21 protein-coding genes and 1 tRNA gene are annotated in these 25,301 nt (G+C 48.4%); 8 read left to right on the forward strand and 14 right to left on the reverse strand.

All coding sequences use genetic code 11. The features are described 5' to 3' along the window. Window positions 1-4 precede the first annotated feature (4 nt). The 3 genes from OU814_RS15250 to purH all read right to left on the reverse strand — a co-directional run bounded on the left by OU814_RS15250 (window position 5) and on the right by purH (window position 3,906). Window positions 5-1,594 (reverse strand): glycoside hydrolase family 57 protein, encoded by a 1,590-nt coding sequence (locus OU814_RS15250; RefSeq protein ID WP_190648244.1) that lies wholly within the window; start codon window positions 1,592-1,594, stop codon window positions 5-7. Between the two features lie 262 nt (window positions 1,595-1,856). Continuing rightward, on the reverse strand, window positions 1,857-2,327 hold the full coding sequence (locus OU814_RS15255) for a DUF4079 domain-containing protein (RefSeq protein WP_190648241.1): 471 nt from the start codon (window positions 2,325-2,327) through the stop codon (window positions 1,857-1,859). 43 nt (window positions 2,328-2,370) lie between these two features. Further along, complete coding sequence (gene purH / locus OU814_RS15260; RefSeq protein WP_268184082.1) at window positions 2,371-3,906, reverse strand: bifunctional phosphoribosylaminoimidazolecarboxamide formyltransferase/IMP cyclohydrolase; 1,536 nt, start codon at window positions 3,904-3,906, stop codon at window positions 2,371-2,373. A gap of 65 nt (window positions 3,907-3,971) precedes the next feature. Between purH and OU814_RS15265 the strand changes: the two genes are divergently transcribed. Then, entirely contained in the window at window positions 3,972-4,613 is a 642-nt protein-coding gene (locus OU814_RS15265) for an alpha/beta hydrolase (RefSeq protein WP_268184084.1), read from the forward strand. Between the two features lie 416 nt (window positions 4,614-5,029). Here the strand turns inward: OU814_RS15265 and OU814_RS15270 are convergent, their stop codons facing one another. Together OU814_RS15270 and OU814_RS15275 are read right to left on the reverse strand one after the other, a co-directional pair. Further along, window positions 5,030-6,190 carry an NAD(P)/FAD-dependent oxidoreductase gene (locus tag OU814_RS15270; protein ID WP_268184086.1) on the reverse strand — a complete coding sequence of 387 codons (1,161 nt, stop codon included), beginning with the start codon at window positions 6,188-6,190 and terminating at the stop codon, window positions 5,030-5,032. Window positions 6,191-6,316: 126 nt separating this feature from the next. Beyond that, a complete protein-coding gene (locus tag OU814_RS15275) occupies window positions 6,317-10,114 on the reverse strand; it encodes an eIF2A-related protein (RefSeq protein WP_268184089.1) in 3,798 nt (1,265 codons plus the stop codon). A gap of 62 nt (window positions 10,115-10,176) precedes the next feature. Here OU814_RS15275 and OU814_RS15280 point away from each other — a divergent pair, with 62 nt between their 5' ends. Together OU814_RS15280 and OU814_RS15285 are read left to right on the forward strand one after the other, a co-directional pair. Continuing rightward, window positions 10,177-10,458, forward strand: a complete 282-nt coding sequence (locus tag OU814_RS15280) for a DUF874 family protein (RefSeq protein ID WP_268184092.1) — start codon at window positions 10,177-10,179, stop codon at window positions 10,456-10,458. 286 nt (window positions 10,459-10,744) lie between these two features. Beyond that, entirely contained in the window at window positions 10,745-11,230 is a 486-nt protein-coding gene (locus OU814_RS15285) for a hypothetical protein (RefSeq protein ID WP_268184094.1), read from the forward strand. Between the two features lie 303 nt (window positions 11,231-11,533). Here OU814_RS15285 and OU814_RS15290 read toward each other — a convergent pair whose 3' ends face one another. After that, window positions 11,534-12,646, reverse strand: coding sequence for a peptidylprolyl isomerase (locus OU814_RS15290; protein ID WP_268184096.1), 1,113 nt, complete (start codon window positions 12,644-12,646; stop codon window positions 11,534-11,536). Window positions 12,647-12,770: 124 nt separating this feature from the next. Here OU814_RS15290 and efp point away from each other — a divergent pair, with 124 nt between their 5' ends. Continuing rightward, window positions 12,771-13,334 (forward strand): elongation factor P, encoded by a 564-nt coding sequence (gene efp, locus OU814_RS15295; RefSeq protein ID WP_086371030.1) that lies wholly within the window; start codon window positions 12,771-12,773, stop codon window positions 13,332-13,334. A gap of 80 nt (window positions 13,335-13,414) precedes the next feature. Then, a complete protein-coding gene (gene accB, locus OU814_RS15300; RefSeq protein ID WP_268184098.1) occupies window positions 13,415-13,882 on the forward strand; it encodes an acetyl-CoA carboxylase biotin carboxyl carrier protein in 468 nt (155 codons plus the stop codon). Here the strand turns inward: accB and OU814_RS15305 are convergent. Both OU814_RS15305 and OU814_RS15310 read right to left on the reverse strand, forming a co-directional pair. Then, window positions 13,869-15,266 (reverse strand): hemolysin family protein, encoded by a 1,398-nt coding sequence (locus OU814_RS15305; RefSeq protein WP_268184099.1) that lies wholly within the window; start codon window positions 15,264-15,266, stop codon window positions 13,869-13,871. The two genes, accB and OU814_RS15305, sit on opposite strands and share 14 nt — an antisense overlap. Before the next feature lie 47 nt (window positions 15,267-15,313). Further along, window positions 15,314-15,985, reverse strand: coding sequence for a hypothetical protein (locus OU814_RS15310; protein ID WP_017287580.1), 672 nt, complete (start codon window positions 15,983-15,985; stop codon window positions 15,314-15,316). Window positions 15,986-16,189: 204 nt separating this feature from the next. Between OU814_RS15310 and OU814_RS15315 the strand changes: the two genes are divergently transcribed. Then, window positions 16,190-16,262: transfer RNA gene (locus OU814_RS15315), tRNA-Ile, on the forward strand. Window positions 16,263-16,316: 54 nt separating this feature from the next. Here the strand turns inward: OU814_RS15315 and OU814_RS15320 are convergent. Next, complete coding sequence (locus tag OU814_RS15320) at window positions 16,317-16,790, reverse strand: hypothetical protein (protein ID WP_051077789.1); 474 nt, start codon at window positions 16,788-16,790, stop codon at window positions 16,317-16,319. Window positions 16,791-16,933: 143 nt separating this feature from the next. Between OU814_RS15320 and pyrE the strand changes: the two genes are divergently transcribed. Both pyrE and OU814_RS15330 read left to right on the forward strand, forming a co-directional pair. Then, complete coding sequence (gene pyrE, locus OU814_RS15325; RefSeq protein WP_026148551.1) at window positions 16,934-17,551, forward strand: orotate phosphoribosyltransferase; 618 nt, start codon at window positions 16,934-16,936, stop codon at window positions 17,549-17,551. 506 nt (window positions 17,552-18,057) lie between these two features. Next, the gene (locus OU814_RS15330) at window positions 18,058-18,780 is read left to right on the forward strand and encodes a response regulator (RefSeq protein ID WP_017287583.1); all 723 of its coding nucleotides are present in this window, start codon (window positions 18,058-18,060) and stop codon (window positions 18,778-18,780) included. A 107-nt stretch (window positions 18,781-18,887) separates the two neighbouring features. Here the strand turns inward: OU814_RS15330 and pcrA are convergent, their stop codons facing one another. From pcrA to rppA, 5 genes are all read right to left on the reverse strand, one after another. Further along, complete coding sequence (gene pcrA, locus OU814_RS15335; RefSeq protein WP_268184101.1) at window positions 18,888-21,230, reverse strand: DNA helicase PcrA; 2,343 nt, start codon at window positions 21,228-21,230, stop codon at window positions 18,888-18,890. A gap of 270 nt (window positions 21,231-21,500) precedes the next feature. Next, window positions 21,501-21,710 (reverse strand): chlorophyll a/b-binding protein, encoded by a 210-nt coding sequence (locus tag OU814_RS15340; RefSeq protein WP_017287585.1) that lies wholly within the window; start codon window positions 21,708-21,710, stop codon window positions 21,501-21,503. Window positions 21,711-22,180: 470 nt separating this feature from the next. Next, on the reverse strand, window positions 22,181-23,086 hold the full coding sequence (locus tag OU814_RS15345) for an aldo/keto reductase (protein WP_017287586.1): 906 nt from the start codon (window positions 23,084-23,086) through the stop codon (window positions 22,181-22,183). A 150-nt stretch (window positions 23,087-23,236) separates the two neighbouring features. Beyond that, window positions 23,237-24,589: a two-component system sensor histidine kinase RppB gene (gene rppB / locus OU814_RS15350; RefSeq protein ID WP_268184102.1), complete on the reverse strand. Its 1,353-nt coding sequence runs from the start codon at window positions 24,587-24,589 to the stop codon at window positions 23,237-23,239. Continuing rightward, a complete protein-coding gene (rppA, locus tag OU814_RS15355) occupies window positions 24,582-25,271 on the reverse strand; it encodes a two-component system response regulator RppA (protein WP_190653648.1) in 690 nt (229 codons plus the stop codon). The genes rppB and rppA overlap by 8 nt, the downstream gene beginning before the upstream one ends. Between the last annotated feature and the right edge of the window lie 30 nt (window positions 25,272-25,301).

Consider the following 25,301-nt stretch of genomic DNA (forward strand, 5'->3'; position numbering starts at 1 on the left):
AAGGTTAGAGCGGGCGATAAACGCGATAGTTAATATCGGGGAAGATATTGTCGATCGCTTCTACTTTTTCAACCCAGCCCGAATCAACCTTGCCGTGGTTGATATCTTCATAGAGCTTGTTGAAGCGCATTAAATGCGATCGTGTTCTTCTGACAGCATAAGGAACCATTGTGCCCGTTCGCATAATAAACGCCCAGTCCGAAGACTGTGCAAGCAACAATTCGCGGGCAGCTTGATTCAGTGCTTTCCACTCTAGTTCATCCGCAGGCTCACGTTTTGCAAGTTCGATCATGCGTTCTGCGGCTTTGTGCAAATGCGGATAGATCCAAGCATTCGTCTCATTTAACCAGTATTCGTGGAAGCCCTTGTATCCCCAACTCGATTGAGACGGGCGACACACTTGCTGAGTCGGATGCGTTCTCAAATAGTCAGCGAGGTGAGTCATCTCAAAGGTACTTTGATCGAACCACGATTTGCGGAAGAGGTAATCGATGAACATCGGACCTTCATACCACCAGTGCCCGAAAAGCTCTGCATCATAGGGCGAGACAATGATCGGCGGACGGTGCATGATGCCAAATAAATGCTCGACTTGGCGTTCGCGGTTGTAGACAAAATTCGCGGCATGTTCTGTGGTTTTCTCACGTGCCCAGTAAGGATCGTAAAGCTGCTTATCGCCCAGACCTAAGCCTTTTCCGGTAATTTTGTGGTACTTGATGCCGACATTTTTACGCTGACCGTTGGGCATAACGTACGGTTTGATGTATTCATAGTCCGCATCCCAACCCAAATCGCGATAGAACTCTCGATATTCAACCGCGCCCGGATAGCCGACCTCTGAAGACCAAACTTGCTGCGAGGATTCGTGATCACGTCCAAATGCTGCGACTCCTGGCTCCGTGAAAATCGGTGCGTAGCTGCCATAACGCGGACGAGGACGGGCATAGAGAATTCCATGTCCATCCGTGAGGAAATAGCGCAGACCTGCATCGGCGAGCATCCGCTCGACCCCTTCGTAATAGGCACATTCAGGGAGCCAAATGCCTTTCGCAGGACGACCAAAGGTTTTTTCGTAATGTTCACAAGCGACCTGGATCTGTGCCCAGACGGCTTGCGGATACATTTTCATCAGCGGCAGATATCCGTGGGTTGCGCCGCAGGTGATGATTTCAAGGTTGTTGGAGTCGAGAAACTGTTTGAAGGCGTTGATTAAATTACGATCGTACTTCTCCCAAGTATTGCGAACCCCGTTGAATTCTTTGGCGTTGTATTCCGCCAGATATTTCATGTGCCCAGAATGAGCGTGACGCTCGACTTCCAGTTCTGCTAATTCTTCGAGCTTGGACAAGTGCTCGTCATAGCGTTCTTGGAGCAGTGGATCTGCCAACATCGAGCAGAGCGGCGGGGTCATGCTCATGGTGATTTTGAAGTCTACGCCGTCGCGTTTTAAGCCTTCAAAAACTTGAATTAAGGGAATATAGGTTTCAGTAATTGCTTCATACAGCCATTCCTCTTCTAATACAAAGTCACTCTCCGGATGACGGACGAAGGGCAAGTGAGCGTGCAGAACGAGGGCAACATATCCAATACTCATAAAGACGCTGGGGTAAGTGGGCGGGATCGTTGCCAAAATTGTACGGCAAAATTGAGACTAAGTTTTGTTAAATGGGGAGCAGATTTTTAGATCGGGGATCAAGTTGCAAAATTGGGGATCAAAATGATTTGAGGCGCTAGAGCCGCAGGTGGACTGCCAAAAACTAGAGGCAGTGAGAAAATCGCTGCCTCTAAAAGCGGTATGAATTTGGATGTAGGCGAGTTTAGGCTGCTCAATCTCCCATTCTGGGAAACACAAAGAACTACATCCGGTTAATAATGTTCTGCACGATTCCCACGCCTGTGACAGCCTGCCAGCCAAACAGTCCAGTAATCACTACGTTGATAACGATGTGGCTGAGTCGCGCCCATTCTTGTCCTTTCTGCATGAATGGTGTAAGCGAAGCTGACATTGCAATCAGACAGGTCATTCCTAATCCTGTTATCAAGTGCGGATTGACAAAAAGTTTACCGCTATTGATATAAGTCGCACCCATTGCCCCGACTGAACCAACCACCATCAACGTGAGTACGATCGCACCGATTTGGTGATGCTTGATGTTGAATCTTTGCTTGACGAGCTCTTTCTTCAAATCGCCTTGAGCCGATCGAGTGCGTCGCCATTGCAGCCCGGTATACATTGCGTAACTGGTCAGCGCTAGCAAAACCCACATCAAAACAGGATGGACAAACTGACTGTAAACCTTAAGGGTTTGAAAGATATCGGCAGGCATAGGAACGTGTTCTTGTGAGGAATGTAATAGAACTTAACACAATCTAATGTAAGAAGTGCCGAATTCCTGTAAGAACCATAACAATTCCGAGTTCGTTGGCAGCTTTGATCGAGTCTGCATCGCGCATACTTCCACCGGGTTGAACGATCGCTTTAATTCCCGCTGCGGCTGCCGTTTTCACGGAGTCATCAAATGGGAAAAATCCGTCCGATGCGAGAATTGCGCCTTGGGCTTTTTCGCCTGCTTGTTCGAGGGCGATTTTGGCAGAGCCGACTCGATTCATTTGTCCAGCCCCGACTCCTAAAGTTGTGCGATCGTTGCTCACGACAATGGCATTCGATTTCACATGTTTACAGATTTTCCAGGCAAATAAGAGTTCTGCAAGTTCTTCAGGGGTGGGCTGCTTCTCGGTGACAAATTGCCAAGCATTCGGATCAGCCACAATGTCATCCGCGGCTTGAACTAAGAATCCGCCTGCAATCTGTTTGACATTGTTCTTAGCGCCATCAGTCAAATCTGGAAGGATCAGCACTCGAAGATTTTGTTTGGCTTGCAGAATCGTTTGAGCTTCCGAATCAATTCCAGGTGCAACGACGCATTCTAAGAAGGTTTTGGTCAGAGCCGTTGCGGTTGCAGCGTCGATCGCTCGGTTTAGTGCAACAATTCCACCGAATGCGGAAGTCGAATCTGCATTAAATGCCTTTTCGTAGGCTTCAGCGATCGATGATCCCATCGCTGATCCACAAGGGTTGTTATGTTTAATGATCGTTGCGGCTGGATCATCATTGGCAAATTCTGCAATGATCGATCGAGCGGCTTCTAAATCAACTAAGTTGTTGTAGCTGAGTTCTTTACCCTGCAATTTTGTTGCGGCTGCCCAACCTGTGGGAGTTGCTCCAGTTTGATACCAGGAAGCAGGTTGATGTGGATTTTCCCCGTAACGCAGTTCTTGGATTCGGGTTCCCGTCAGGGTGAAAGTTTCTGAGGTTTGTTCGAGTTGCTGTTCGAGATAGGCTGCGATCGCAGCGTCATAGCTGGCTGTGTGTTTGAAAGCTTGAAGTGAGCAGGTCTGCCGGAATGCGATCGAGGCTTCTCCGTTTTTGCGGAGTTCTTCTAGGTACGTGTCGTACTGGTTGGGATTGCAGAGGATGGTCAGGTTTGCGAAGTTTTTAGCCGAAGCGCGAACCATTGCAGGGCCGCCGATATCAATTTGTTCGATCGCGTCTTCTAATGTGACATCGGGTTTTGCGATCGTTTGTTCAAATGGGTAGAGATTGACGACGACTAAATCGATCGGGCGAATGTTCTGAGCTTCCAAGTCTGCGACATGTTCCGGCAAATCGCGTCTGGCTAAGATTCCGCCGTGAATTCGAGGATGTAGGGTTTTGACGCGTCCGCCTAAAATTTCGGGCGATCCGGTGTAGTCGGAGACTTTCGTCACGGGTAAGCCTGCTGCTTTCAAGGCTTGAGCCGTTCCGCCGCTGCTGATAATATCGAAGCCAAATTCTTCGACTAATTGTTTTGCAAATTCGACTAATCCTGTTTTGTTGGAGACGCTTAATAGTGCCAAACGTGCCATCGATTTAGTTCCCAAGTAAAAAGAGATCTCTAAGCATACAATCGACTGGATGAGATAGGAATTTTATGCTGAATACGATGACAATTCCCGCCAAGTCGGGCACTGCAACTGCTGCGATCGTCATATTGCATGGCTGGGGTGCAAATGCTCAGGATGTGGCGTTTCTCTGTTCTTTGCTGAAATTGGATCAGGTGCAGTTTATTCTGCCTGATGCGCCGTTTCCGTTTCCTTATAGTCCTGAAGGTCGGATGTGGTACGGCTTGAGCGAGTCAAATTTTTCGAGTGATTTTGGTCAGCGATCGGACTTGCTCAGCAGTCGCCAACAGTTAACGGATTGGCTCAATTCTTTAGAGGCAACAACCGGAATTCCTTTATCGCGCACGATTTTAGGGGGCTTTTCTCAAGGCGGAGCAATGACGTTGGATGTGGGATTGTCTTTGCCTCTGGCGGGGTTGATGATTTTGAGTGGGTATCAACATTCTACGCTGCATCCTGGGACGACGGTTCCGCCGATTTTGATGGTGCATGGTCGGCAAGATATGGTGGTTCCTCTGGCAGCAGCGCAGCTTGCGAAGCGGAATTTAGAGAATTTGGGTATCGCGATCGACTATCAGGAATTTGATATTGGGCATGAGATTTCGCCGTTGGTTTTGAATGAAGTTTATGAGTTTGTGCAGAAGATATTGCCAGGAGTGGGGGGAAATTAGTCGGCAATTGCATGAATTTTGCGGGGTGGGGAGATTGTTTCGCTGCGTTGCAATTCCGCCCGTGATTGAAAATCCGGGTTAACAGAGAAAAGTCTGCTGAAGGGACTGAAAGGCTCTCATGTTGGCTGTTTTAGTCCCTTTAGTGGACTTCATTTTATTAGCCCCGATTTTAATCGAGGGTGAGGCAGAATCGGAGCTTAGGATCGTGAATTAAATAATATTGGTTATTGCCTGACGAATCGTGCCCCCTAACCCCCAATTCTGGGGGAACCGGACTTGGCTCAAAGTCCCCCAGAATTGGGGGATTTAGGGGGCTGAAGCTGCTAGAAACGAAGCGAAAAGCAACCGCGAGAATGTGCAAGTTAATAAATTCTCATTCCTTAGGGACTTTGTTAAACTGTAAGGCTTCTATCTCCCTATCCGTTTTTGGTGAATCGTTCTAGCGAGACTTGTTGCAACAATGCGTCTGGGGTTCCTTTTGACTGAATGGCAAATCTTCGAGCTAAAGGAGGGACGATCGCTAAAGGGTTTCCAAATCCTGAGAACACGTGCAGCGTCTCGTGTCCTGGGATTTTGCCGACTAAGGGTAAGCGATCGCCGCTGAATGCGACGAGGCAATGTTGCCAGGTTCCGGCTAGTTCGCCGATTTTGGGTAAGACGCGGCTGATTTTTTTTCGCAGATCGGCTTCACTTTGACGGGCATCGATCGCGGCATTTGGGTCAGTTAAGGTTCGGCTGACTTGTCCGATTAGGATTCGGCTATCTCGGAATTGAACTGCGCCAGCATCGAGAATTGCAGGGGCAGGTTCTTGTCCGAGTTGATCCCAGATTGCATCATCACGACTGGCATTTGCTTCTAGGGTGAATCGCTCGGCTTCGGCTGGCATAACTAAGGTACTAAGCTGCACCGTGCTAGAAGGGATTTCGATGATTTCGGCGTGGGTGAAGTACTGAGCGATCGAGATACCTGCGTTTTTCAAGAATTGGCGTGTCAAGCCTCCCATACAAAGCACAATATTGGCTGCAAAAAATTCGCCTTCGGTGGTGAGAACGCTGGTTTTGAGGAGTTTGGTGACGGTTGCGATCGTATAGGTTCCGGTCGATCGCTGCATGGCTTGAATGTATGCCTGTGCTGTTTTTTCAGCATTGATGTGTCCGTGTTTGACGGTTAAGGCTCCAGCGATGCCGTTTGGATCGAGTAAGGGTTCTAGCTCACACGCGGCTTCGATCGTGAGAAATTGCGGAGGGGTTGCAAAGTTGGCATAGGCGGCAGTCAGGGTTTCGGGGTTGGATTCGGGGGCGATCGTTAACAGCAGATCGATCTCGCGAAATTCGGTGTCGGCATCGAGTTCGGCGGAGAGGTTTTGATGAATGATTTTTGCTTCGGTGCAGAGTTGGCGGGTGAGGTCGGTTGTGCCTGACCAGTAAGCGATGCCGCCATAGCTAAAGCGGGTTGCAGAGGGGGGATTGCGATCGGCATCGAGTAAGAGGACGGAGTAGCCTTGTTGGGTGAGTTCGTAGCTGAGGGATGCGCCTGTGATTCCTGCGCCGATGACGATCCAATCGTAGGTTTGCATAGGTGAGTGTGTTGTGGATGGGTGTGGAGTGCTATCACTGCTCAGAACTATGAATCTCAACAGTGACAGTGAGTGAGTCTGGCAAGCTTTTTCATCGTATTGGGTAATTGGGTTTCAGTTGATAGATCAATTCTGCGGTGGAGCATTTTCTTCTGCCCTTTCCTCCGGATCAAACTGTAAGCTTTCATCGATCTCTTGAGCTTGGTGATATTTGGCGATCGCGTCTTCAATTTTGCCTGCTTTTGCTAAGCGATCGGCTTCGTCAAGAAGTTGAGCAGCAGTTGAAAGATTCTGGGCATGGGTTTTGGGGTCAAAGGTAAGGTTGGGATTCCAGGATTTGGCGAGGGTTAAGTTGGCGATCGCGTCTTCAATTTTGCCTGCTCTGGCAGCATCTTCGCTCTGGTTGACTAGGGTTAGCGAACTGGCGAGGAGTAAGGCAGGCTGATGGCAGGTGGAAAGCGATTTGAGAACCTGGGGATTGACGATCAAATAGTTTGTTAGCCATCGGCAGCCACGAGCTAAAAGCATGTTGAGGTCTTCTACAGGTACAATCTGTGCTGTGTTGTCGAGTGAGGCAGTCAGAATGCGTTGTCCATCGGGGCTGAACTTGGCTGCACTTACCCAGGATTGATGTCCGGTGAGCGTGGCAATTTCCTGTCCGGTGTTTGCATCCCAAACTCGAGCTGTGTTATCAGCTGATGCCGTCACGACGTGTTGTCCATTGGGGCTGAACTCGGCTGCACCCACGCTGCTTTGATGTCCAGTGAGCGTGGCAACTTCCTGTCCGGTGTTTGCATCCCAGACTCGAGCTGTGTTATCGGCTGATGCAGTAATGATGCGTTGCTTATTCGGGCTGAACTCGGCTGCACTCACACTGCCTTGATGTCCGGTGAGCGTGGCAACTTCCTGTCCGGTGTTTGCATCCCAGACTCGAGCTGTGTTATCGGCTGATGCAGTAATGATGCGTTGCCCATCAGCACTAAACTTGGCTGCCCACACTGTGCCTTGATGCCCAGTAAGCGTGGCAATTTGCTGTCCAGTTTTTGCGTTCCAGACTCGAGCCGTTTTGTCGTCTGATGCAGTCACGATGCGTTGCCCATTCGGGCTGAACTCGGCTACCCACACAGCGCCTTGATGCCCGGTGAGCGTAGCAATTTGCTGTCCAGTTTTGGCATCCCAGACTCGAGCCGTTTTATCGGCTGAAGCAGTCACGATGCGTTGTCCATTCGGGCTGAACTTGGCTACAATCGCCCATCCTTGATGCCCAGTGAGCGTGGCAATTTGCTGTCCAGTTTTTGCGTTCCAGACTTGAGCCGTTTTATCGGCTGAAGCAGTCACGATGCGTTGTCCATCAGGGCTGAACTTAGCTGCCCATACAGTGCCTTGATGCCCGGTGAGCGTAGCAATTTGCTGGCCGGTATTTGTATCCCAAACTCGAGCCGTTTTATCGGCTGAAGCAGTCACGATGCGTTGTCCATCAGGGCTGAACTCGGCTGCACCCACACTGTCTCGATGTCCGGTGAGCGTAGCAATTTGCTGGCCGGTATTTGTATCCCAAACTCGAGCCGTTTTATCGGCTGAAGCAGTCACGATGCGTTGTCCATCGGGGCTAAACTCGGCTGCACTCACACTGCCTTGATGTCCGGTGAGCGTGGCAACTTCCTGCCCAGTTTTGGCGTCCCAGACTCGAGCTGTGTTGCCCCACGATGGAGAGAGGATGCGTTGCCCATCGGGGCTAAACTTGGCTGCACTCACCCTGCCTTCATATCCGGTGAGCGTGGCAATTTGCTGGCCGGTATTTGTATCCCAGACTCGAACTGTGTTGTCATCTGAAGCAGTCACGATGCGTTGTCCATCGGGACTGAACTTGGCTACCCACACAGTGCCTTGATGTCCGGTGAGCGTGGCAATTTGCTGGCCGGTATTTGTATCCCAGACTCGAGCCGTTTTATCGGCTGAAGCAGTAATGATGCGTTGCCCATCGGGACTGAACTCGGCGGCAGTGTCAGTGCCTTGATGTCCGGTGAGCGTAGCAACTTCGTCTCCAGTGTTTATATCCCAGACTCGAGCTGTGTTATCAGCTGCTGATCTAGTGAGGATGTGTTGCCCATCGGGACTGAACTCGGCGGCACTGACACTGCCTTGATGTCCGGTGAGCGTAGCAACTTCGTCTCCGGTGTTTGCATCCCAGACTCGAGCTGTGTTATCAGCTGCTGATCTAGTGAGGATGTGTTGTCCATCGGGACTGAACTTGGCTGTACTCACACTACCTTGATGTCCGATGAGCGTAGCAACTTCGTCTCCGGTGTTTGCATCCCAAACTTGAGCCGTTTTGTCATCTGATGCCGTCACGATGCGTTGCCCATTCGGGCTGAACTCGGCTGCCCACACATTGCCTTGATGTCCGGTGAGCGTGGCAACTTCCTCTCCGGTGTTTGCGTCCCAGACTCGAGCCGTTTTATCGGCTGATGCCGTCACGATGCGTTGCCCATTGGGGCTAAACTTGGCTGTTAGCACATTGGATTCATGTGCTAACAGTATTTGTCTTTGAAAAGGTTGCCGCGATCGATTTTCCACCCTATCCAAGATCGTTTGTAGTGAAAAAATCGGACTCGCCGCAAATCCATCTTGCCCCTTCGTTTTGATCAAACCCTGTAGGCGCTGCCCTGCTTGCATCGCATCTATTAACCCTCGGATTTGTTCGACATTAGAGAGCTTTAGCGCTGCCACGCCGTCTTTCTCCAAAGCATTCGCAGTCAAAATCGTATTGCGTTTATCCTCAGCTACCCTAAGACTCGTCTCTGCCCGTTCAGTCTGTTGCTGTGCAGCTGTCGTTGCGGCTTGCGCTTTCCCTAACTGCACCTGTGCTACCTGAATCTGCTGCTGTGCCTGTTGCAATTGCTGTTCCGCCTGCTCTTTCGCCACAGCCACAACTTCCTTCTCCTGGTTCACCTGCGCCAACTGCTGTGCTGCAACCTTCGCCTGCTGCTGCGCCTGAGTAAATTGCTGCTGCGCCACCCGTGCTTTTTCTGCCGCCTGTTTTGCCTGCGTTTCTGCTGCCTGCTTCTGCTTTTGTGCCTGCTCAAATTGCTTTTGCGCTAATAGCGCTTTCTCATTCGCTGCCTTCTCTTTTTCCTGAGTCTGCACTAAACTCTCATTCGCTTCCTGCATCTGCGATCGCGCTTCTGCTGCCTGCCGCTGCGCCTGGATTGAAGCTGGAATTGCGATCGCTGCCACAGTTACCGCTGCCCCAACTGCCAATAAACTCAGCAAACTCACCCGCTTCGCTTTCGCTACCGCCTGTTCTAGAATCCGTTTTGCCTCTGCTGTCGCATCCTCCGTCGATCGACTCGCCCGAATATAGTTCTGCTGCAACTCAGTCGGCTTCGGCTCTTTCGCTTCCCCCTGACTCAGCCATGCTTCCGCCGATCGCAAATCATCGCCCTTCAGCCCAAAACTCTCATTCCGCTTTTGTTCTTGCCACTCGATCGCTTTTTCCAAAATCCGAGTGTGTGCTCTGACATACTCCAAATCGGTATCGATCGCCTTCAACAAAACCCGCATTCCTGACTCAAACTCATCTGTTTCGCGAAAAAACAGCCAATTATGCATCGAGAGGTTGGGATGTACCTTTGCCATCTCAAAATCATCTCGGCGCACGATTGGAACCAGTCGCTTATTATGCTGAACGGCGTGCTCAATTTCGTCTCGACAAACCTTCGACTCGATCGAATCGCGGCTGATCACAAACACAAATGTATTTGCACTTTCGATGCCACGCTGAATTTCATGCCACCATTCTGCACTGAGGGGAATATCTTCCCAATCGACCCACGCATCCCGATTCTGCGCTTCGAGTGCCTGATGTAACTGTTCTACAAATGACTTATCCTTCCGGGAGTAGGAGATGAAAACGTCACGCATTTTGCCCCTGATAATTTCTGATTTCTCAGCTTTTTAGACTATAAAGCCTTCGTATTTAATTAATGAATTGGGTGCTAAGTGTTTTGACGGGCGAAACACAACTGAACTCTGCCGATCGTATTGAGTTGGATCGCGATCAAATTAAGTTAGATCATGATCGTATCGAGTTGAATCACGATTGCATTAAGTTAGATCGCGATCGCGTCAAGTTGAATCATGATCGTATTGAGTTGAAACGCGATCGCATTAAGTTGAAACGCGATCGCATCAAGTTGAAACGCGATCAAATTAAGTTAGATCGCGATCGCATCAAGTTGAAACGCGATCAAATTAAATTTAGCTAAGCGGGTACTTCAAAGTATAAAAAACTCTTCGCTCACGCTGTCCTCCCACCCCCGAATTCATTCCGTGGCGAGATAGAACGGAGCGAGGAAACTACTGATACTTCTCAAACACCCTCTAAGCAACTGCCCAATAGAACAATTCAAATCGCGATCGCATAGAGCAAAATAACTAAGTTTTTTCTTACGAACAATTACTCCTTACTTGCCTTAGACATTTCTACTCAGCCTCCACAAAAGTGACAAACAGTAGAGTGCAGAAAAGATTAAATTTTTTCAGGAGTAACTCATGGCAAGACAAAAACGAGGCTCACAAATTCTCGTCCAAGCCGAACAGCGCGCCGCAGGCTTAACCACCATCGATCCCAACCTAACCCTCAGCGACGAATTGACCCTCTCCAACTATTCAAAGCTGATCCAAAAACTGCGGACTCAAATCGACACCTACAACGCCACCCTTTCCACCCTCGACGAACTCACCCGCGACATCAAAGCCACCGAAACCCTCTTACGCGATCGTTCCGAACGAATGCTCGCAGGAGTCGCTGCCAAATACGGTAAAAATAGCAACGAATACGGCAAAGCAGGCGGCACACTCAAAAGCGAACGTCGCCGCTCAACCAAAAAGAAAACGCCTATCCTTGCCCCAGTCGAAGAATCCCCCGTCAAAGAGAGCGACTCTCTGCAAATGCTAATCTCTGCCCTCAAAACCGAAGAAGCACCCACTTCAACCAACGGCAACGGTTACAAACCTACCCTATTCGAGCTTCAATAGTCCAACCCATCAAACCCAAGAAAAAGCACTGCGAGAGTTTGATCTCAGCAGTGCTTTTTCTTATAAACCCAATTGATAAACCACATCCAAGATCAAATCAGCTTGAAAAGTATCGTTTATCGTATTCACCCGCCCCCGGATTGGATGTCGGGGCTAGTTGAACGAAGTCTACTAAAGGGACTAAAAGCCAATTAGAATCAGGTCTTCAGTCCTTTGAAAAGGACTTCGCACTGTTAGCCCCGAATTCATTCCGGGGCGAGATAGAACGGAGCGAGGAAACAATTGATACTTCTCAAACATGCTCTAAGCGTTCTTCGGCTCCACCAAATTCTCCAACCCATCAACCACTTTCATCGACTCAATCTTATCCCCCGCCCGCAGCTCTCTTAAAACATCTGCGCCTTCCGTCACAAATCCGAAAATCGAATAGCGACCATCCAGCAGATTCGCACCCGCAGGCGTTAACTCCGGCTCAAACAAGAAGAAGAAAAACTGAGACGATCCCCCATTCGCATCAAAATCAGGACGCGCCAAAGCCATCGCCCCATAAGCAGAAAACGGCAGCACAGGCGGATCGAGATAGCGTCCCGCATCCTCTAACGTGATGCCATACGTCGGAACCTTATCGCCTTTGACTAAAACTTCCAAAGGAATCGCCCGATACTTCTTCGTCTTCGGATCGACAAAGCCAACCTCATCTCCAGGTGGGTCACCGACTTGCAACACGTAAGACTCTTCCGCACGAGTAAACGGCAACCCGTTATAAAAACCGCGCTGCACCAAATCAACAAAATTCCCTGCCGTCACAGGCGCACTAAACCCATCTACCACGATCGTTAAATCCCCTTTCGAGGTCTTCGCCGCGATCGTTGCGCGTCCCTTTAACTGCGGCAAATTGCTATACTCTTGCGGCACTTCATACGGGAACTTAGAAACCATTGCTGCTTCCAAGTCGCCTATTTTATCTAATAGTTCTGCTCGCTTCTCTAGCGTTTTGGTTTTATCTTTTGCAGTAGCAATTTCGGTCATCTCCGCAATCCCAGCTTTCAGTTGCTCGAGCAACTGCTCCGCTTCAGACTTGCGATCGTCCACCACGCTTGCCAATAATTTGTCACTTTTCTTCGTCAAAATGTTATTCGCACGACTCAAATCCGAATTCACCGCACCCCAGCGTCGATTTGCCCGCAACTGAGCCGCGACATCCTCCAAACTGTCCTGAAGTTGACGCACTTCAGGATTCTCGATCGGTAACGCATAGCGCAACAACGCTTTCGGATCTTTAATTGCATTCCCCTGCGGCAGTGCCAACACTGGTGGCTCAAATCCCACCAAAATCACCACCACGCAGAGCAAGGCAACTCCGCATTGGCTCAAGCGCACGATCGCGCGTTTCCATGAATCATTACAAAAAGACATACAGCTTCAACCCTAGAGATCAGTCAGCCACTCCGATTGTCCCATGTCGAGTCGCGATAAAAAGCGGTCGGGGGACGGTAAAATGAAGTGCCGAATGTTCTCCCCCAATTAGTAAGTTAAAGTCATGATTTCCAGTAACGATTTTCGTCCCGGTGTCAGTATTGAGCTAGACGGCTCAGTCTGGCGTGTAGTGGAATTTTTACACGTCAAGCCGGGTAAGGGTTCTGCATTTGTTCGTACCAAGCTCAAAAACGCCCAAAATGGCAACGTGGTCGAGCGCACATTCCGAGCCGGGGAGACCGTACCGCAAGCAACGCTCGAAAAAAGCACGATGCAACACACCTACAAAGAAGGTGATGAGTTCGTGTTTATGGACATGGAAACTTACGATGAAGGTCGGCTCAGCGCGGCTCAAATCGGCGATCGCGTCAAATACCTCAAAGAAGGCATGGAAGTGAACGTCGTCCGCTGGAACGAACAAGTTTTGGAAGTTGAACTTCCAAACTCTGTCGTGCTGGAAGTGACTCAAACTGATCCCGGTGTCAAAGGCGATACCGCAACGGGTGGCACAAAGCCCGCGATCGTCGAAACGGGCGCACAGGTCATGGTTCCGTTATTCATCACCATCGGTGAAAAGATCAAAATTGACACTCGCAACGATACATATTTAGGTCGCGAGAAAGAATAGCGAACCCCCGATCTGAGATCAGAAAGATCCTCTACATATCTTTCTGATCTCCCATCTAATTTTTGAGGAGTATAAGAACTGTGCCACTTGATCTGACTGAGCTACGCGAATTATTAACCACGTTAAATCAAACTGATATCTCGGAATTAACGTTAAAAGCAGACGATTTTGAATTAGTCGTACGCCGAGGAACGCGAGTTGAAGTTGCGCCTGTTGCCGCGATCACAACGACTGCACCTACCCCTGTTGTGATGTCCCCGGAACCCGCGAAGGCAGAAACGCCGGTGGCACCCAAGAACGATCGTAAACTAGTCGATGTTGTCTCGCCGATCGTGGGTACGTTTTATCGCTCTCCTGCGCCCGATGAACCTCCCTTTGCCGATATCGGCAATCGCATTCAAAAAGGACAAGTCGTGTGCATCATCGAAGCGATGAAAGTGATGAACGAAATCGAAGCCGAAGTCTCCGGCGAAATCGTCGAAGTCCTCGTGCAGAATGGACAGCCTGTGGAATACGGACAGCCCTTGATGCGCGTCAATCCGGCTTAGTCTTGTCGAGCATTGCCGGGGTCTCAATGCGATGGACACGGATCTGATGCAAGCGTGGCCCCTCCACCGAAACCACGGTTAATTCATAATTGGCATATTGCAGCGTTTCTCCAGGCTGCGGAATTTTTTGCCATTGATAAAACAGAAAGCCGCCTAAAGTCTGATACTCCTCAATCACAGGTAGATTCAGATCTAATCGATCGTTAATTTCTTCTAGATTCATCTGTGCCTGAATCATAAAGGTATTTTCATCGATCGTTTGAATCGGCTGCTCCTCATCGCTTTCTTCTGTCTCCCCAATAATTTGAGTCACGAGATCTTGAATCGTGACCAATCCCGCTGTGCCGCCAAACTCATCGACCACTAAAACCATATGTTGTCGATCGCGCTGCATCAGCGTCAGTAACTCTCCCAAACTCGTATACTCCGGGACAAATCGCGCTGGCTGAATCCAAGACTTCAAGGGACTATCCATGTTTAACGTCCCTTGCACCAAAGGCTCAGCCAGCTCTTTCAAATGCACAAACCCACAAATATCATCCAGCGATTCTCCCGTAATGGGAAATCGCGAATGTCCGCTTTCAGCAACTTCGACCAACAAGTCGCGCACCGTTGCCTCGATCGGTAAAGTAATCATGCTCGGTCGCCGCACCATCACTTCTTCCGCCGAAACTTCCGCAAATTCAAACACATTGCTGAGCAATTCGCGTTCTTCCTGCTCCAACCCGCTCGACTCGCTAGAAGTCGCAATAATCAGCTGTAATTCTTCCGGTGTGACCTGGTTGTACCACCCTTGCCCGGTATACTGCACCCCAATCAAGCGCAATAAGAACTGAGTCGATTGATTCAAAATCCAGATAAAAGGATTGAAAAATCGCGCGATCGCCAAACTAAACGGACCCAAAAACCGCGCAATTTCCTCGGAGTACCGCATTGCCAGAGACTTTGGGCACAGTTCACCGAGCACAATTTGCAGATAAGCAATCAGCAAAAACGAGATCGGAATCGAAGCCGAGTGTGACAAAGGCTGTATCCAGGATTGCGGCAAAGGAAGCTGCGTAATCCACATGGACACGATCACCGCCATCGATGATTCACCAATCCAGCCCAGCGCTAGACTCGATAACGTAATGCCAAGCTGAGTGGTAGACAGTAAGCGATCGATACTTTGTTGTAAAGACTGTACGGTGCGAGCTTGAATATCCCCTGCATCGACCAATTGATTAATTCGAGAGCGACGCACTGACACGATCGAGAACTCAGCCGTCACGAAGAACGCATTAATCGCGATCAAGAGCAGCACCGAGAGAAATCGCAAACTGACATCGGTAAAATTTAGAGGCTGAAGCACTACCGCTAGAGCAAGCGGAATGGGGGCAGTCATTGGGCAATCAGAGTAAGAAAATTCGGGCTGAGAAGTTGAGTTTAGCGTTATTTAATGGGAATGTCTGCCATCTTCAGTTGCAGTTTTTGGTCAGGATAATCACTCAGTTGAATTGAGAGCTTCTGAGCATCATCTAGCATCGAAGTTGGAATACTAATCGTCCCACTTAGGCGATCGCTCTTGGCAGGCAATTCCGATGGCAATCCGGTTGTTTCTGCAACGATCAGGCGACCTTTATCATCCGTGACATTCAGGAAACTATAGAGAAATTTCACGGGTTGACTGCCATCATTTTTCATCGCTACGTCGAGCAGCATCGAATCACCCTGTTTGCGAATCCCCGTTACTTCCATCGCAACATCATTCGATCGTGTAAGAATGGGCAGCTTTGCCGTTGTCACAGTCGCCACAGATTTCTCAGATTTTGCTGGAGGTGCTGCGCTTGTATTCGAGCTTGTACTCGCTGAACCTGCCCGACCCGTCGCATTGATTTTTTCTTTGACCGATTTGATGATGTCTTCTTCTTTCAAGATCACCAATTCTTCTCGTCCACTCGAATTTTTGGCAGTGCCCTTATTCGTGGGGCGAGAGTCGGGTTGGGTAATGCCTTTGAGTGCTTCTCGTCCGATCGCGTATCCCCAAGTCGCGGTAAAAACTCCTGCTCCTAACATCAGGGCAAGTAACGTAAAGGTTAGGGCAACGGTGGAATTAACTTTCATGGGCGATCCAACGCAATGGGAACTGGAAATTTATATCAGCAATTGTATGCTGCAATTCTCATTCTTGGACAATTTGAATTTTTGAGGCTGGACAGAGCGAGAGATAGGTGAAGCGCGGCGTTATCAATCGCAAAAATCGATCGGTTCAATTTTTCTAAGCGAGGCGTTAAAACCGAAAAAGTCGAGTTAAAATACGGCTAATTCCCAGGGTTGGCCGAGCGGTTTAGGCAGCGAACTCATAATTCGCCTCAGGCGGGTTCAACTCCTGCACCCTGGATTCAGTTAATTTTGGATTCAGTCAATTCAAGAACTGAATCCAAACTCCAAATTCCTAGTATCGCTGCGGCAATAGTGAATTCGGCGGGGTCATCGGCTGGACTGGAAATTGTGGATCGAGCGGCTGTTCGATCGCAAATTCACTTCCCACAACGCGATTGCCAGAAGTTGGCAGCGTTTGCACCGACAGATTAAATGGGTTGGGCAAATCGGCTGTCCGAATCAACGGATCGCTTGAATTTTGCTGATTCATTAAGTCTAAGTAAATGCGATGAATCCGCTCCCCATCGCGAGAAATTTGATTTTCCGGATACCCATAAGGCGTTCCGATGATGGTTTGGGTATACCGTAGGGGATTGCGATCGGAGAATTCGCCGAGTGCTCCGAAATAGGCACGATCGATCGCATTCGGAATGGTTTCGTTCGGACGAAATACGGGTGCCTCTTGCGCGCTGGCTGCGATCGCCATCAAACTAGAAGAGGCACTGAGCGCAATTGCGCTAAATAGGCTCTTGATCCTCACGCCCATAGTTCTTTATCCTCAATGATTGGCTAAAAGGTAGAAAAGATTGGGTGGTTTCACAATTAACTGCGTGTTTTTACCGCATTCATGTATGAAATTTAACCAAATCCATGCTTTTTGACACGTAATATTCATTAGTTTGCCCGCATATGACAAATGTGACTAAGTTCGACGCAAAAACATTTCCTTGGTCAACGGCTGAGATTGAGGAAGTGCGCGATCGCCTTTTGGATCTGTTCTGTTTGGGTGCTTATCGGGAGGGAGATTTTCTCTTGTCTTCGGGTCAGCGCAGTTCGTATTACATCAATGGGAAGCAGGTGACCTTGCATCCCCAAGGTGCTTTGGCAGTCGGACGAGTGTTGTTAGCGTTATTGGAGCCGGATACCGTTGCTGTGGCGGGTTTAACGTTAGGGGCTGATCCGATTGTAACGGCGACGAGTGTGGTCGGGGCTTATGAAGGAAAATCGATCTCCGCGTTGATTGTCCGTAAAGAAGCGAAAGGGCATGGAACGCAGGCCTATATTGAGGGATTAACATTACCGGAGGGAAGCCGGGTTGTTGTTTTAGAAGATGTCGTGACCACGGGGCAATCGGCGATGAAGGCGGTTGAGCGATTGCGCGATGCCGGATATCAAGTCGATGAGGTGATTTCGCTCGTCGATCGCCAACAGGGAGGCGCAGAATTTTATCAGCAGCAAGGGTTAAAATTCCGAGCGGTTTATACGATCGAAGATCTCCAAAAACGTTGGAAGCAATTGCAAGCTTAGACGCAGAAGAGATTCAACTTTCTGCATGAATCCCTCCGAAGTTAATTCGCAGAGGCACTCATGCAGAAAGAAATGATTTGCACGGCTTGACCCATTGTTTGGTCGCAAGCCGTCGAGGCATTTTCACTTGAAAGATCGAGTTCACGCCTAACCCGAATTACCCCACCTATTCCTTCTGCTTCTGCTTAATCTTGATGTTCTGCGATCGGGACTCCCAATCAACAAAGCTGAGATTATCATCCTAATTATTACAATTTGTTATACGAATGAAATCACTTGATCGTTGCCGCATTCCAGCGAAATGACGGCAGGATGCACAAATCATTCTTGAGCTATATACCAGGGATGCACAACAAAACTCTATATTTGTGACTATGTTTAAAGTGTTTAAAGTTGAACATTAGTAGCCGCACATCCGGTTAGTGGTCGGCTGAACAACTGTACAAAGAATCGTTATTTTTCTATGCAAATTTGATATTTTCTAAACATTGTGGGAGTCTTCGTATATGAATGATATTCGCATTACGCTGATTGAAGATCATGATCTAACGCGAGTCGGTATGAAAACGGCTTTACAGCAAAGACCCGGCTTTCAAGTGGTTGGCGAGGCTGCAAATGGCACAGATGGGCTAAAATTGCTGCTCCAGCATAAACCCGATGTTGCGATCGTCGATATTGGTTTACCGGATATCGATGGCATCGAGTTGACGCGCCGCTTCCGCCAAGCTCAAGCTGCCTCGGAGGATCAATCCGATACGAGAGTCTTAATTCTTACCCTACAAGATCAAGAAGATACGGTTTTAGCAGCATTCGCGGCAGGTGCAGATTCTTACTGCATGAAAGATGTCAGTCTCGATCAGTTGGTCGATGCATTGCGGGTAACGAATGAAGGAAATTCTTGGATTGATCCTGCAATTGCGAGAGTCGTGCTCCGTCAAACTCAGACGCAGACCCCGCCTACCCCGATTACAGACGAACTACAGCAGGTTGCGATTACCGCTGCCGAACCGGAATACAACCAAATTATTGAAGCCTATCCGCTGACTGAGCGTGAGTTAGAAGTGCTGCAACTGATTGTCGATGGCTGTAGTAATGCTGTGATTGCAGAAAAGCTCTACATCACAGTAGGTACAGTCAAAACACATGTCCGCAATATTCTCAATAAGCTCTGTGCCGACGATCGGACTCAAGCAGCAGTGCGAGCGCTGAGAGCAGGATTAGTTGGCTAACGTGAATTCGAGATAAGAGATTTCGCTCATTCGCCAGCTGCCCAAACGTTAACCCGAGCTGACATTGACTAGGTTACTCAACTCAGATTAAATACGACTGATATTCTTTAATCGATCGCAGTTAAACCGCGATCGCCAATCGGCAAAATCTTCCGTTTCATCCCAGTTAAATTGTCAAATCGAATGGCTAATGTTGCTTTGCTCCCACTGCCAAACACGTTAGTCACTTCGCCGATGCCAAATTGACTGTGCATGACGCGATCTCCCACGCTCCATTCAACATCGTTCTGTAAAACGGGTGCAGGCTTAGATTGAGGTTTCTTTTCTGTGAACTTTTTAGGAATAGCAGCTTTTGTATTGCTATCCATCAATTCACGCGGGAGTTCTCCCAGGAAAAGCGAAGGACTCGCAGGTTCGCGGTTTCCATACAATCGACGTTCGCGAGCATGAGAGATAAATAACCGCTCTTGAGCACGGGTAATGCCCACATAGCAAAGGCGACGTTCTTCTTCGATCGCGGCTGGATCATCAAGCGATCGATAACTAGGGAATAGTCCTTGCTCTAAACCGACGAGAAATACGATCGGAAATTCCAACCCTTTCGACGAGTGCAAGGTCATCAGCGAGACTTTCGTCGATTCTTCCTCGGTGTCATCCAAATCGGAGGCTAAAGAGGCGCTTGCTAAGAAGCCGATCAAACTCTTGTCGTCTTCGTTTTCTTCTTCGTATTGCAGAACCGCGTTATATAACTCCTGTACGTTCTGTAAGCGATCTTCTGCTTCGTCGGTGCCTTGAGCTTTCAAATCTCTGACATAGCCTGAATCTTCTAAAACCCCTTGAACGAGTTCTGAAGCGCTTACGGTGTCAATCTGTGCGCGCCATCGCTGGATGATTTCGACAAATTGAATTACCCCTTTTGAGGATCGACCCGCTAGAGTTTTAATCGAAGTTTCATCACTGAGAATTTCCCACAATGGAGTGCCAAGTTCGATCGCTGCTTTTTGCAAGGCTTCGATCGTGGTTTTGCCAACGCCCCGACGCGGAGTATTAATCACACGCAGCAAACTTAATGAATCCGATGGATTTGCGATCGCTCTCAAGTAAGCTAGAACGTCTTTGATTTCTTTACGATCGTAGAATCGCAGCCCGCCCACAATCTTGTAAGGAACTCCCCACCGCACCAAAATTTCTTCAAAGGCTCGCGATTGAGCATTCGTACGATAGAGAATCGCAAACTTACCCCAATGCAGATCAGAATTGACCGCTTCTAATCTCCGCATTTGTTGAATTACAAATTCGGCTTCATCGATCTCATCTTGAGCGCGGTAGCAGAAAGTCGGTTCGCCTTGTCCGCGAGTCGGTTTGAGAACTTTGTCGATGCGTTCTGTGTTGTTCTCGATCAGGTCGTTTGCAAGTTGGAGAATGTTCTCTGTCGATCGATAGTTCTCTTCTAATTTCACCATCGTTCGCGTATCATCATCGGGCAATCCATCGCCAAAGTCTTGCTGGAAGCCCATCAGAATCGTGAAATCTGCCATACGGAACGAGTAAATCGACTGATCCGCGTCGCCGACAACGAAGATCGATCGATAATCCCACTCTTTAAAGCTGCGGGCAGATTCTCCATTCGTTGTCAGAAGTTGCAGCAATTCGTACTGTGTGCGATTTGTATCTTGATACTCATCTACTAGAATGTGACGAAAGCGTTTGTGCCAGTATGCGCGAATCTGTTCATTCTGGCGAAAGAGTTGTACTGGAATCCAAATCAGATCATCAAAGTCAACCGCATTGTTTTCAGCGAGTTTATCTTGATAAACGCTGTAAATATTTGCAATCACTTTTCCTTTGAAGTTAGATTGCTCTCGCTCGTAATCTCGCGGGGTTAACCCCTTATTCTTAGCGTTGCTGATTGCATACCGAACGCTGCGTGGATCAAATTTCTTATCGTCAATATTCAGTTGATTGATGATGATGTCTTTGACTAAGCTCTGGGCATCGGATTCATCAAAAATCGAGAAAGACTTTGTCCATTTCCGCCCTTTCTCATCTTGGAATTTCTCAATATCGAAGCGCAGAATCCGGCAGCAGAGTGCGTGGAAGGTTCCGATCCAGAGATCTTTCGTGATCGATTTGTAGACTTGCGATCGTAATTTCGTCTGCATGTGTCCTGGAAGCGATTGCAACGATTGCCCATGCTCAGTCAGTGCCTGCTGTTCTGCAAACAGGCGTTCGATGCGATCCTTCATCTCCCGCGCTGCTTTGTTCGTAAAGGTTACAGCCAGAATATTTTCAGGATCAACTCGATGGGTCAGCACCAAGTTGGCAATCCGATAAGTCAATGCGCGCGTCTTTCCTGAGCCTGCACCTGCAATCACGAGCAGAGGACCACAAAAATGCTGAACGGCTTGTTTTTGGGACGGATTCAGATGACTCAGAAAATCGACAGCCATAGGACGACTAGCACAAATCTACTTCCATTAGATAGGCTATCCTATCTCGCCCCAGAATGTTGTGCAATTTTCGGTACGTATCTCTCTACTTCCAAACTCACTGAACGGATGGCTCTACTGCGGATTGGAGGATGGAGTTTTATCTATCTCTGATTCAACTGTGTTTGAGTGCTGTTGAATCGCTCCACTAAGCTCGATGAAAGCTTTTGGCAAACCGCAGTATACGCATCTTTTTAATGGTTCAGCGTTTGTGTGAACTGAGCGCTGATTCTAGAGAGATGTGAAAAATCCAATGATTCCGTGTCCGGTGAAGACTTCCAGTGCTAAGAGGGAAACGAATCCAATCATTGCGAGACGACCATTCAAGCGTTCTGCATTAATGTTGAAGCCGAATTGGGGCTGATCGGTGACGTACATTTGAGGCTCGATCGCGAAATTGTTCAGTTTGCCTTGATCGTCGATGATTGAACCGCTTCTCATAATTTTGATCTCAATGGATGTTTTACGTTGTTCTTTACAAAGCGTAACATCAAGTATTGAGATTTGTAAACAAAACTTAAAATGATGTGAGTTGGTTTGGGGTTGCGTTGAGGTTCCAGGGCTGAAGTCCTTATAAATTGAGAAATTCAGGATCGAGCTTCATCAGAGATCGATCCTGAAGCTGGTTAACCTCGCGGATTGAGCCGCGAAGATTTCATATCAAATTAATTCCACCTGTAAACTTCGGGTTGATTTGTCGATCGCGCTCTCCCGCACGAGGTTTTAAACCCCGTGCTAACTGTGCGAAGTCCACTGAAGGGACTGGATCGCTGTATTCTGTTAGTCCCTTTAGGGAGTTCGCACAGTTAGACTGTGATTTCCAATCACGGGCGGGAAAGCGCAATTAAAGATCAATTTGGTATCAGGTTTAGAGCGGTGAGCAGAGTCAAACTACGGCTTGGAGATGTTTGTTAAACCTGAGCGATCGCATCTTCAACGATCGCGATCTCTTGGGGATCGAGTCGAACTTCTGCGGCTTTGACAGAATCCGCAATACTCTCAGGCTTGCTTGCACCTGGAATCGGCACAATACAAGGCGATTTCGACAACATCCACGCCAAAATCAAGCTGTAAATCGAGATATTTTTCTCGTTTGCCAAGTCGGAAATTCCATGAATCTCTTTTAACTGAGACACACGCTGGCTGCCACCTAACGGACTCCAAGGCAGAAAAGTGATTCCTTCCGCTTCACAATATTCCAGAACGCCATCATATTCAGGATTGCGATGCCAAGGATTGTATTGATTCTGCACAGAGACGATTTCAACGACATCGCGCGCTTGCTTGATTTGTTCGACGCTAAAGTTCGATACGCCTACATAGCGAACAATCCCTTGGTGAACCGCTTCTTTCGCAGGCGTGAGCGCTTGAGCGATCGAATAATTTGGATCGGGTGAATGATACTGCCAAATATCGATCGGTTGATCTCCACCGAGGGCTTCAAAACTTTCTCGAATGGTCTGTCGCAGATGATCTGGATTCCCATTCTGTGTCCAAGCTCCGTCTGGACGCATCAAACCACCTTTGGTTGCAACCATGACTTGGCTTTTGTCACCCGAATATTGCTGTAATGCCTTGTAAATGAGTTTTTCGTTGTGATGCTTATCGGATTCATCGATGCAATAAGCATCGGCGGTATCAATCAATGTGACACCCAGTTCTAAAGCTCGATGAATTGTAGCGATCGCTTGAGATTCCGACGGGCGATCGCGGATTGACATTGGCATTCCACCTAGCCCGATCGGAAAGACCATTTCCCGAGTGTTTCCTAACTCTCTAAGATGTGCAAGTTCTGCAACTTTATCCTGAGTTGCCATGACACTACCTCGATATACTGTTTTTCAGTAAAATCGATATTGTTATGATCTCACGTCACACTCTAGAAAGAGTTTTGAAGTGATTCAAGTGCAAGATACAGGAATTGGGATTGTAACAGCACAGTAGAAGCGAGTTTACGATCGCTGACCCTAATAAGCTAATGGAATCTCTACTATAAAAATACTCCCTTGCCCAACTTGACTTTCAACCTTGAGTGTCGCTTGATGATGGTGAGCGATCGCCTGTGCAATGGCGAGTCCTAGCCCTGTTCCACCTGTTTTGCGAGAGCGATCTCTATCGACTCGATAGAAGCGATCAAAGATTCGATCCTGATCCTTGGGGGCAATGCCAATTCCGGTATCTTTCACCGTAATGAATGCTGTGCGATCGCGAGCGATTAAGCTGATAATAATCTTTCCATTACTGGCTGTGTACTGAATCGAATTTGCAATCAGGTTTGAAACTAAACGGTAAAGCTGAGACTCGTTCCCTAAAACGTAAATATCGGGGTCGGGAACTTGATGGATGAGATCAAGGTTTGCAAGGGTCGCTAACTCTAAAAATTCTTCAGTGAGATCATTGATTAGATCGTTTAAGCAACAGCGCTGTGCGGGCTTGAGTGATGAATGGTACTCAAGACTCGTTAGAAAGAGCAAGTCTGTAATCAAATGGCTCAATCGTCTTCCTTGCCGTTCAACCGTGTGCAGCATGGTTTGCATCTCTTGTGGATCAGACTGAGGGACTCGCAAGATTGCCTCTACGGTTGCTAAGAGACTAGCTAGGGGCGATCGCAGTTCGTGTGCAGCATTTGCGGTAAACTGCTGCTGCTGTTGGTAAGACTGATAAATCGGTTGCATCGCTAAACCGGAAAGCCACCAGCTTGAAACCGCGACTAAACCTAACGCGATCGGAAATCCAACCAGTAAGATCCATCGCATTTGCAGAATTTCGGTATCAAACACCTCTAAGTTTCGTCCAAGTTGGAGATAGCCCCATGATCCATGAGGTTCTGAAGGATTGTGATTGCCATGCAAGATGATTGTAAATTGGCGATAGCGCGTTCCTGATGCGGTTTGAAATGTTTGCCACGGAGTCGGATTGAGCGTTTGAGGCAGTTCAGTTGGGGGATTCGGAGAAAAAGCAAGCAGCTTACCTCGGTGATTGAACAGGCGAATGTAGTAGGTGCTGCGATCGCTAATTCCAATCGTGTGCCGCTGAATGAGTGTCGGATTTGCATTACAAGGTTGTCCAACTAAACAAAGCTCTGGCAAAATTTGCCGCAGTGCGGCTGTGGGCGTTTCTGAAGCAGGGAGCATCGGTTCTAAACTGTCGTGCAGAGTTCCCGCGATCGATTCAACTTCTCGCTCCATTGCCGCCCAATTTGCTTGCGCGATCGAGCGATAGAGACCGAATCCTGACAAGCTCAAGATCACTCCCATCACCCCGGCATACCAAAGTGCTAACCGAATCCGACTGCGCCGAAAAAGCTGATGACTATTCATGATTGGACGTGTTGAATCGGTAGCCTTGGCCCGGAATCGTCTCGATCGGACAATTGCATCCATAGCTCGCAAGCTTACGCCGCAGTAACCGCATTTGGGCAGCAACAACGTTACTGACAGGTTCAGCATCAAGATCCCAAAGCTGATGACGGATTTTGCTACTCGAAAGAATGCGATCGGGATTTTGCATCAAATACGCTAGGATTTGGAACTCTTTCACTGTCAACGGAATCGGTTGCATGTGTTCGCTGAACAGTGTGTTGTTCGCATAGTCGAGCGTCAAGCTTCCAATTGTGAGGGTTTGAGGTTGGAGACTCGGCGATCGCCGTTGTAACGCTCTTAATCGTGCTAGAAGTTCTTCCATGACAAATGGCTTCACTAAGTAGTCATCGGCTCCTGCATCTAGCCCTGCAACTCGGTTCTCTGGCTGCCCGAGTGCCGTCAGCATCAAGATCGGTAAAGGATTGTTCTGCGCTCTGAGTCGCTGACAGAGTTCGATACCCGATATTTCAGGAATGAGCCAATCGACGATCGCAACAGTGTAGTCTGTCCATTGGTTTTCTAGATAGTGCCAAGCCTGCATTCCATCTTGTACCCAATCGACGATATATTTCTCGCTAACTAGAACTTGCTTAATCGCCCGCCCCAAATCTGTTTCATCTTCTACCAGTAGAATTCGCATCGCTTCAGATCATTGCTCTGAGCTTGATTT

Origin of the sequence: Leptolyngbya sp. GGD, assembly GCF_026735145.1 — a bacterium.
GTDB classification, from domain to species: Bacteria; Cyanobacteriota; Cyanobacteriia; order Leptolyngbyales; family Leptolyngbyaceae; genus Leptolyngbya; species Leptolyngbya boryana.

Coding starts and splice junctions, on each gene's coding strand:
- OU814_RS15250 (WP_190648244.1), bottom strand. CDS start 1,594: ATGAGTATTGGATATGTTGCCCTCGTTCTGCACGCTCACTTGCCCTTC.
- OU814_RS15255 (WP_190648241.1), bottom strand. CDS start 2,327: ATGCCTGCCGATATCTTTCAAACCCTTAAGGTTTACAGTCAGTTTGTC.
- purH (WP_268184082.1), bottom strand. CDS start 3,906: ATGGCACGTTTGGCACTATTAAGCGTCTCCAACAAAACAGGATTAGTC.
- OU814_RS15265 (WP_268184084.1), top strand. CDS start 3,972: ATGCTGAATACGATGACAATTCCCGCCAAGTCGGGCACTGCAACTGCT.
- OU814_RS15270 (WP_268184086.1), bottom strand. CDS start 6,190: ATGCAAACCTACGATTGGATCGTCATCGGCGCAGGAATCACAGGCGCA.
- OU814_RS15275 (WP_268184089.1), bottom strand. CDS start 10,114: ATGCGTGACGTTTTCATCTCCTACTCCCGGAAGGATAAGTCATTTGTA.
- OU814_RS15280 (WP_268184092.1), top strand. CDS start 10,177: ATGAATTGGGTGCTAAGTGTTTTGACGGGCGAAACACAACTGAACTCT.
- OU814_RS15285 (WP_268184094.1), top strand. CDS start 10,745: ATGGCAAGACAAAAACGAGGCTCACAAATTCTCGTCCAAGCCGAACAG.
- OU814_RS15290 (WP_268184096.1), bottom strand. CDS start 12,646: ATGTCTTTTTGTAATGATTCATGGAAACGCGCGATCGTGCGCTTGAGC.
- efp (WP_086371030.1), top strand. CDS start 12,771: ATGATTTCCAGTAACGATTTTCGTCCCGGTGTCAGTATTGAGCTAGAC.
- OU814_RS15305 (WP_268184099.1), bottom strand. CDS start 15,266: ATGACTGCCCCCATTCCGCTTGCTCTAGCGGTAGTGCTTCAGCCTCTA.
- OU814_RS15310 (WP_017287580.1), bottom strand. CDS start 15,985: ATGAAAGTTAATTCCACCGTTGCCCTAACCTTTACGTTACTTGCCCTG.
- OU814_RS15320 (WP_051077789.1), bottom strand. CDS start 16,790: ATGGGCGTGAGGATCAAGAGCCTATTTAGCGCAATTGCGCTCAGTGCC.
- pyrE (WP_026148551.1), top strand. CDS start 16,934: ATGACAAATGTGACTAAGTTCGACGCAAAAACATTTCCTTGGTCAACG.
- OU814_RS15330 (WP_017287583.1), top strand. CDS start 18,058: ATGAATGATATTCGCATTACGCTGATTGAAGATCATGATCTAACGCGA.
- pcrA (WP_268184101.1), bottom strand. CDS start 21,230: ATGGCTGTCGATTTTCTGAGTCATCTGAATCCGTCCCAAAAACAAGCC.
- OU814_RS15340 (WP_017287585.1), bottom strand. CDS start 21,710: ATGAGAAGCGGTTCAATCATCGACGATCAAGGCAAACTGAACAATTTC.
- OU814_RS15345 (WP_017287586.1), bottom strand. CDS start 23,086: ATGGCAACTCAGGATAAAGTTGCAGAACTTGCACATCTTAGAGAGTTA.
- rppB (WP_268184102.1), bottom strand. CDS start 24,589: ATGAATAGTCATCAGCTTTTTCGGCGCAGTCGGATTCGGTTAGCACTT.
- rppA (WP_190653648.1), bottom strand. CDS start 25,271: ATGCGAATTCTACTGGTAGAAGATGAAACAGATTTGGGGCGGGCGATT.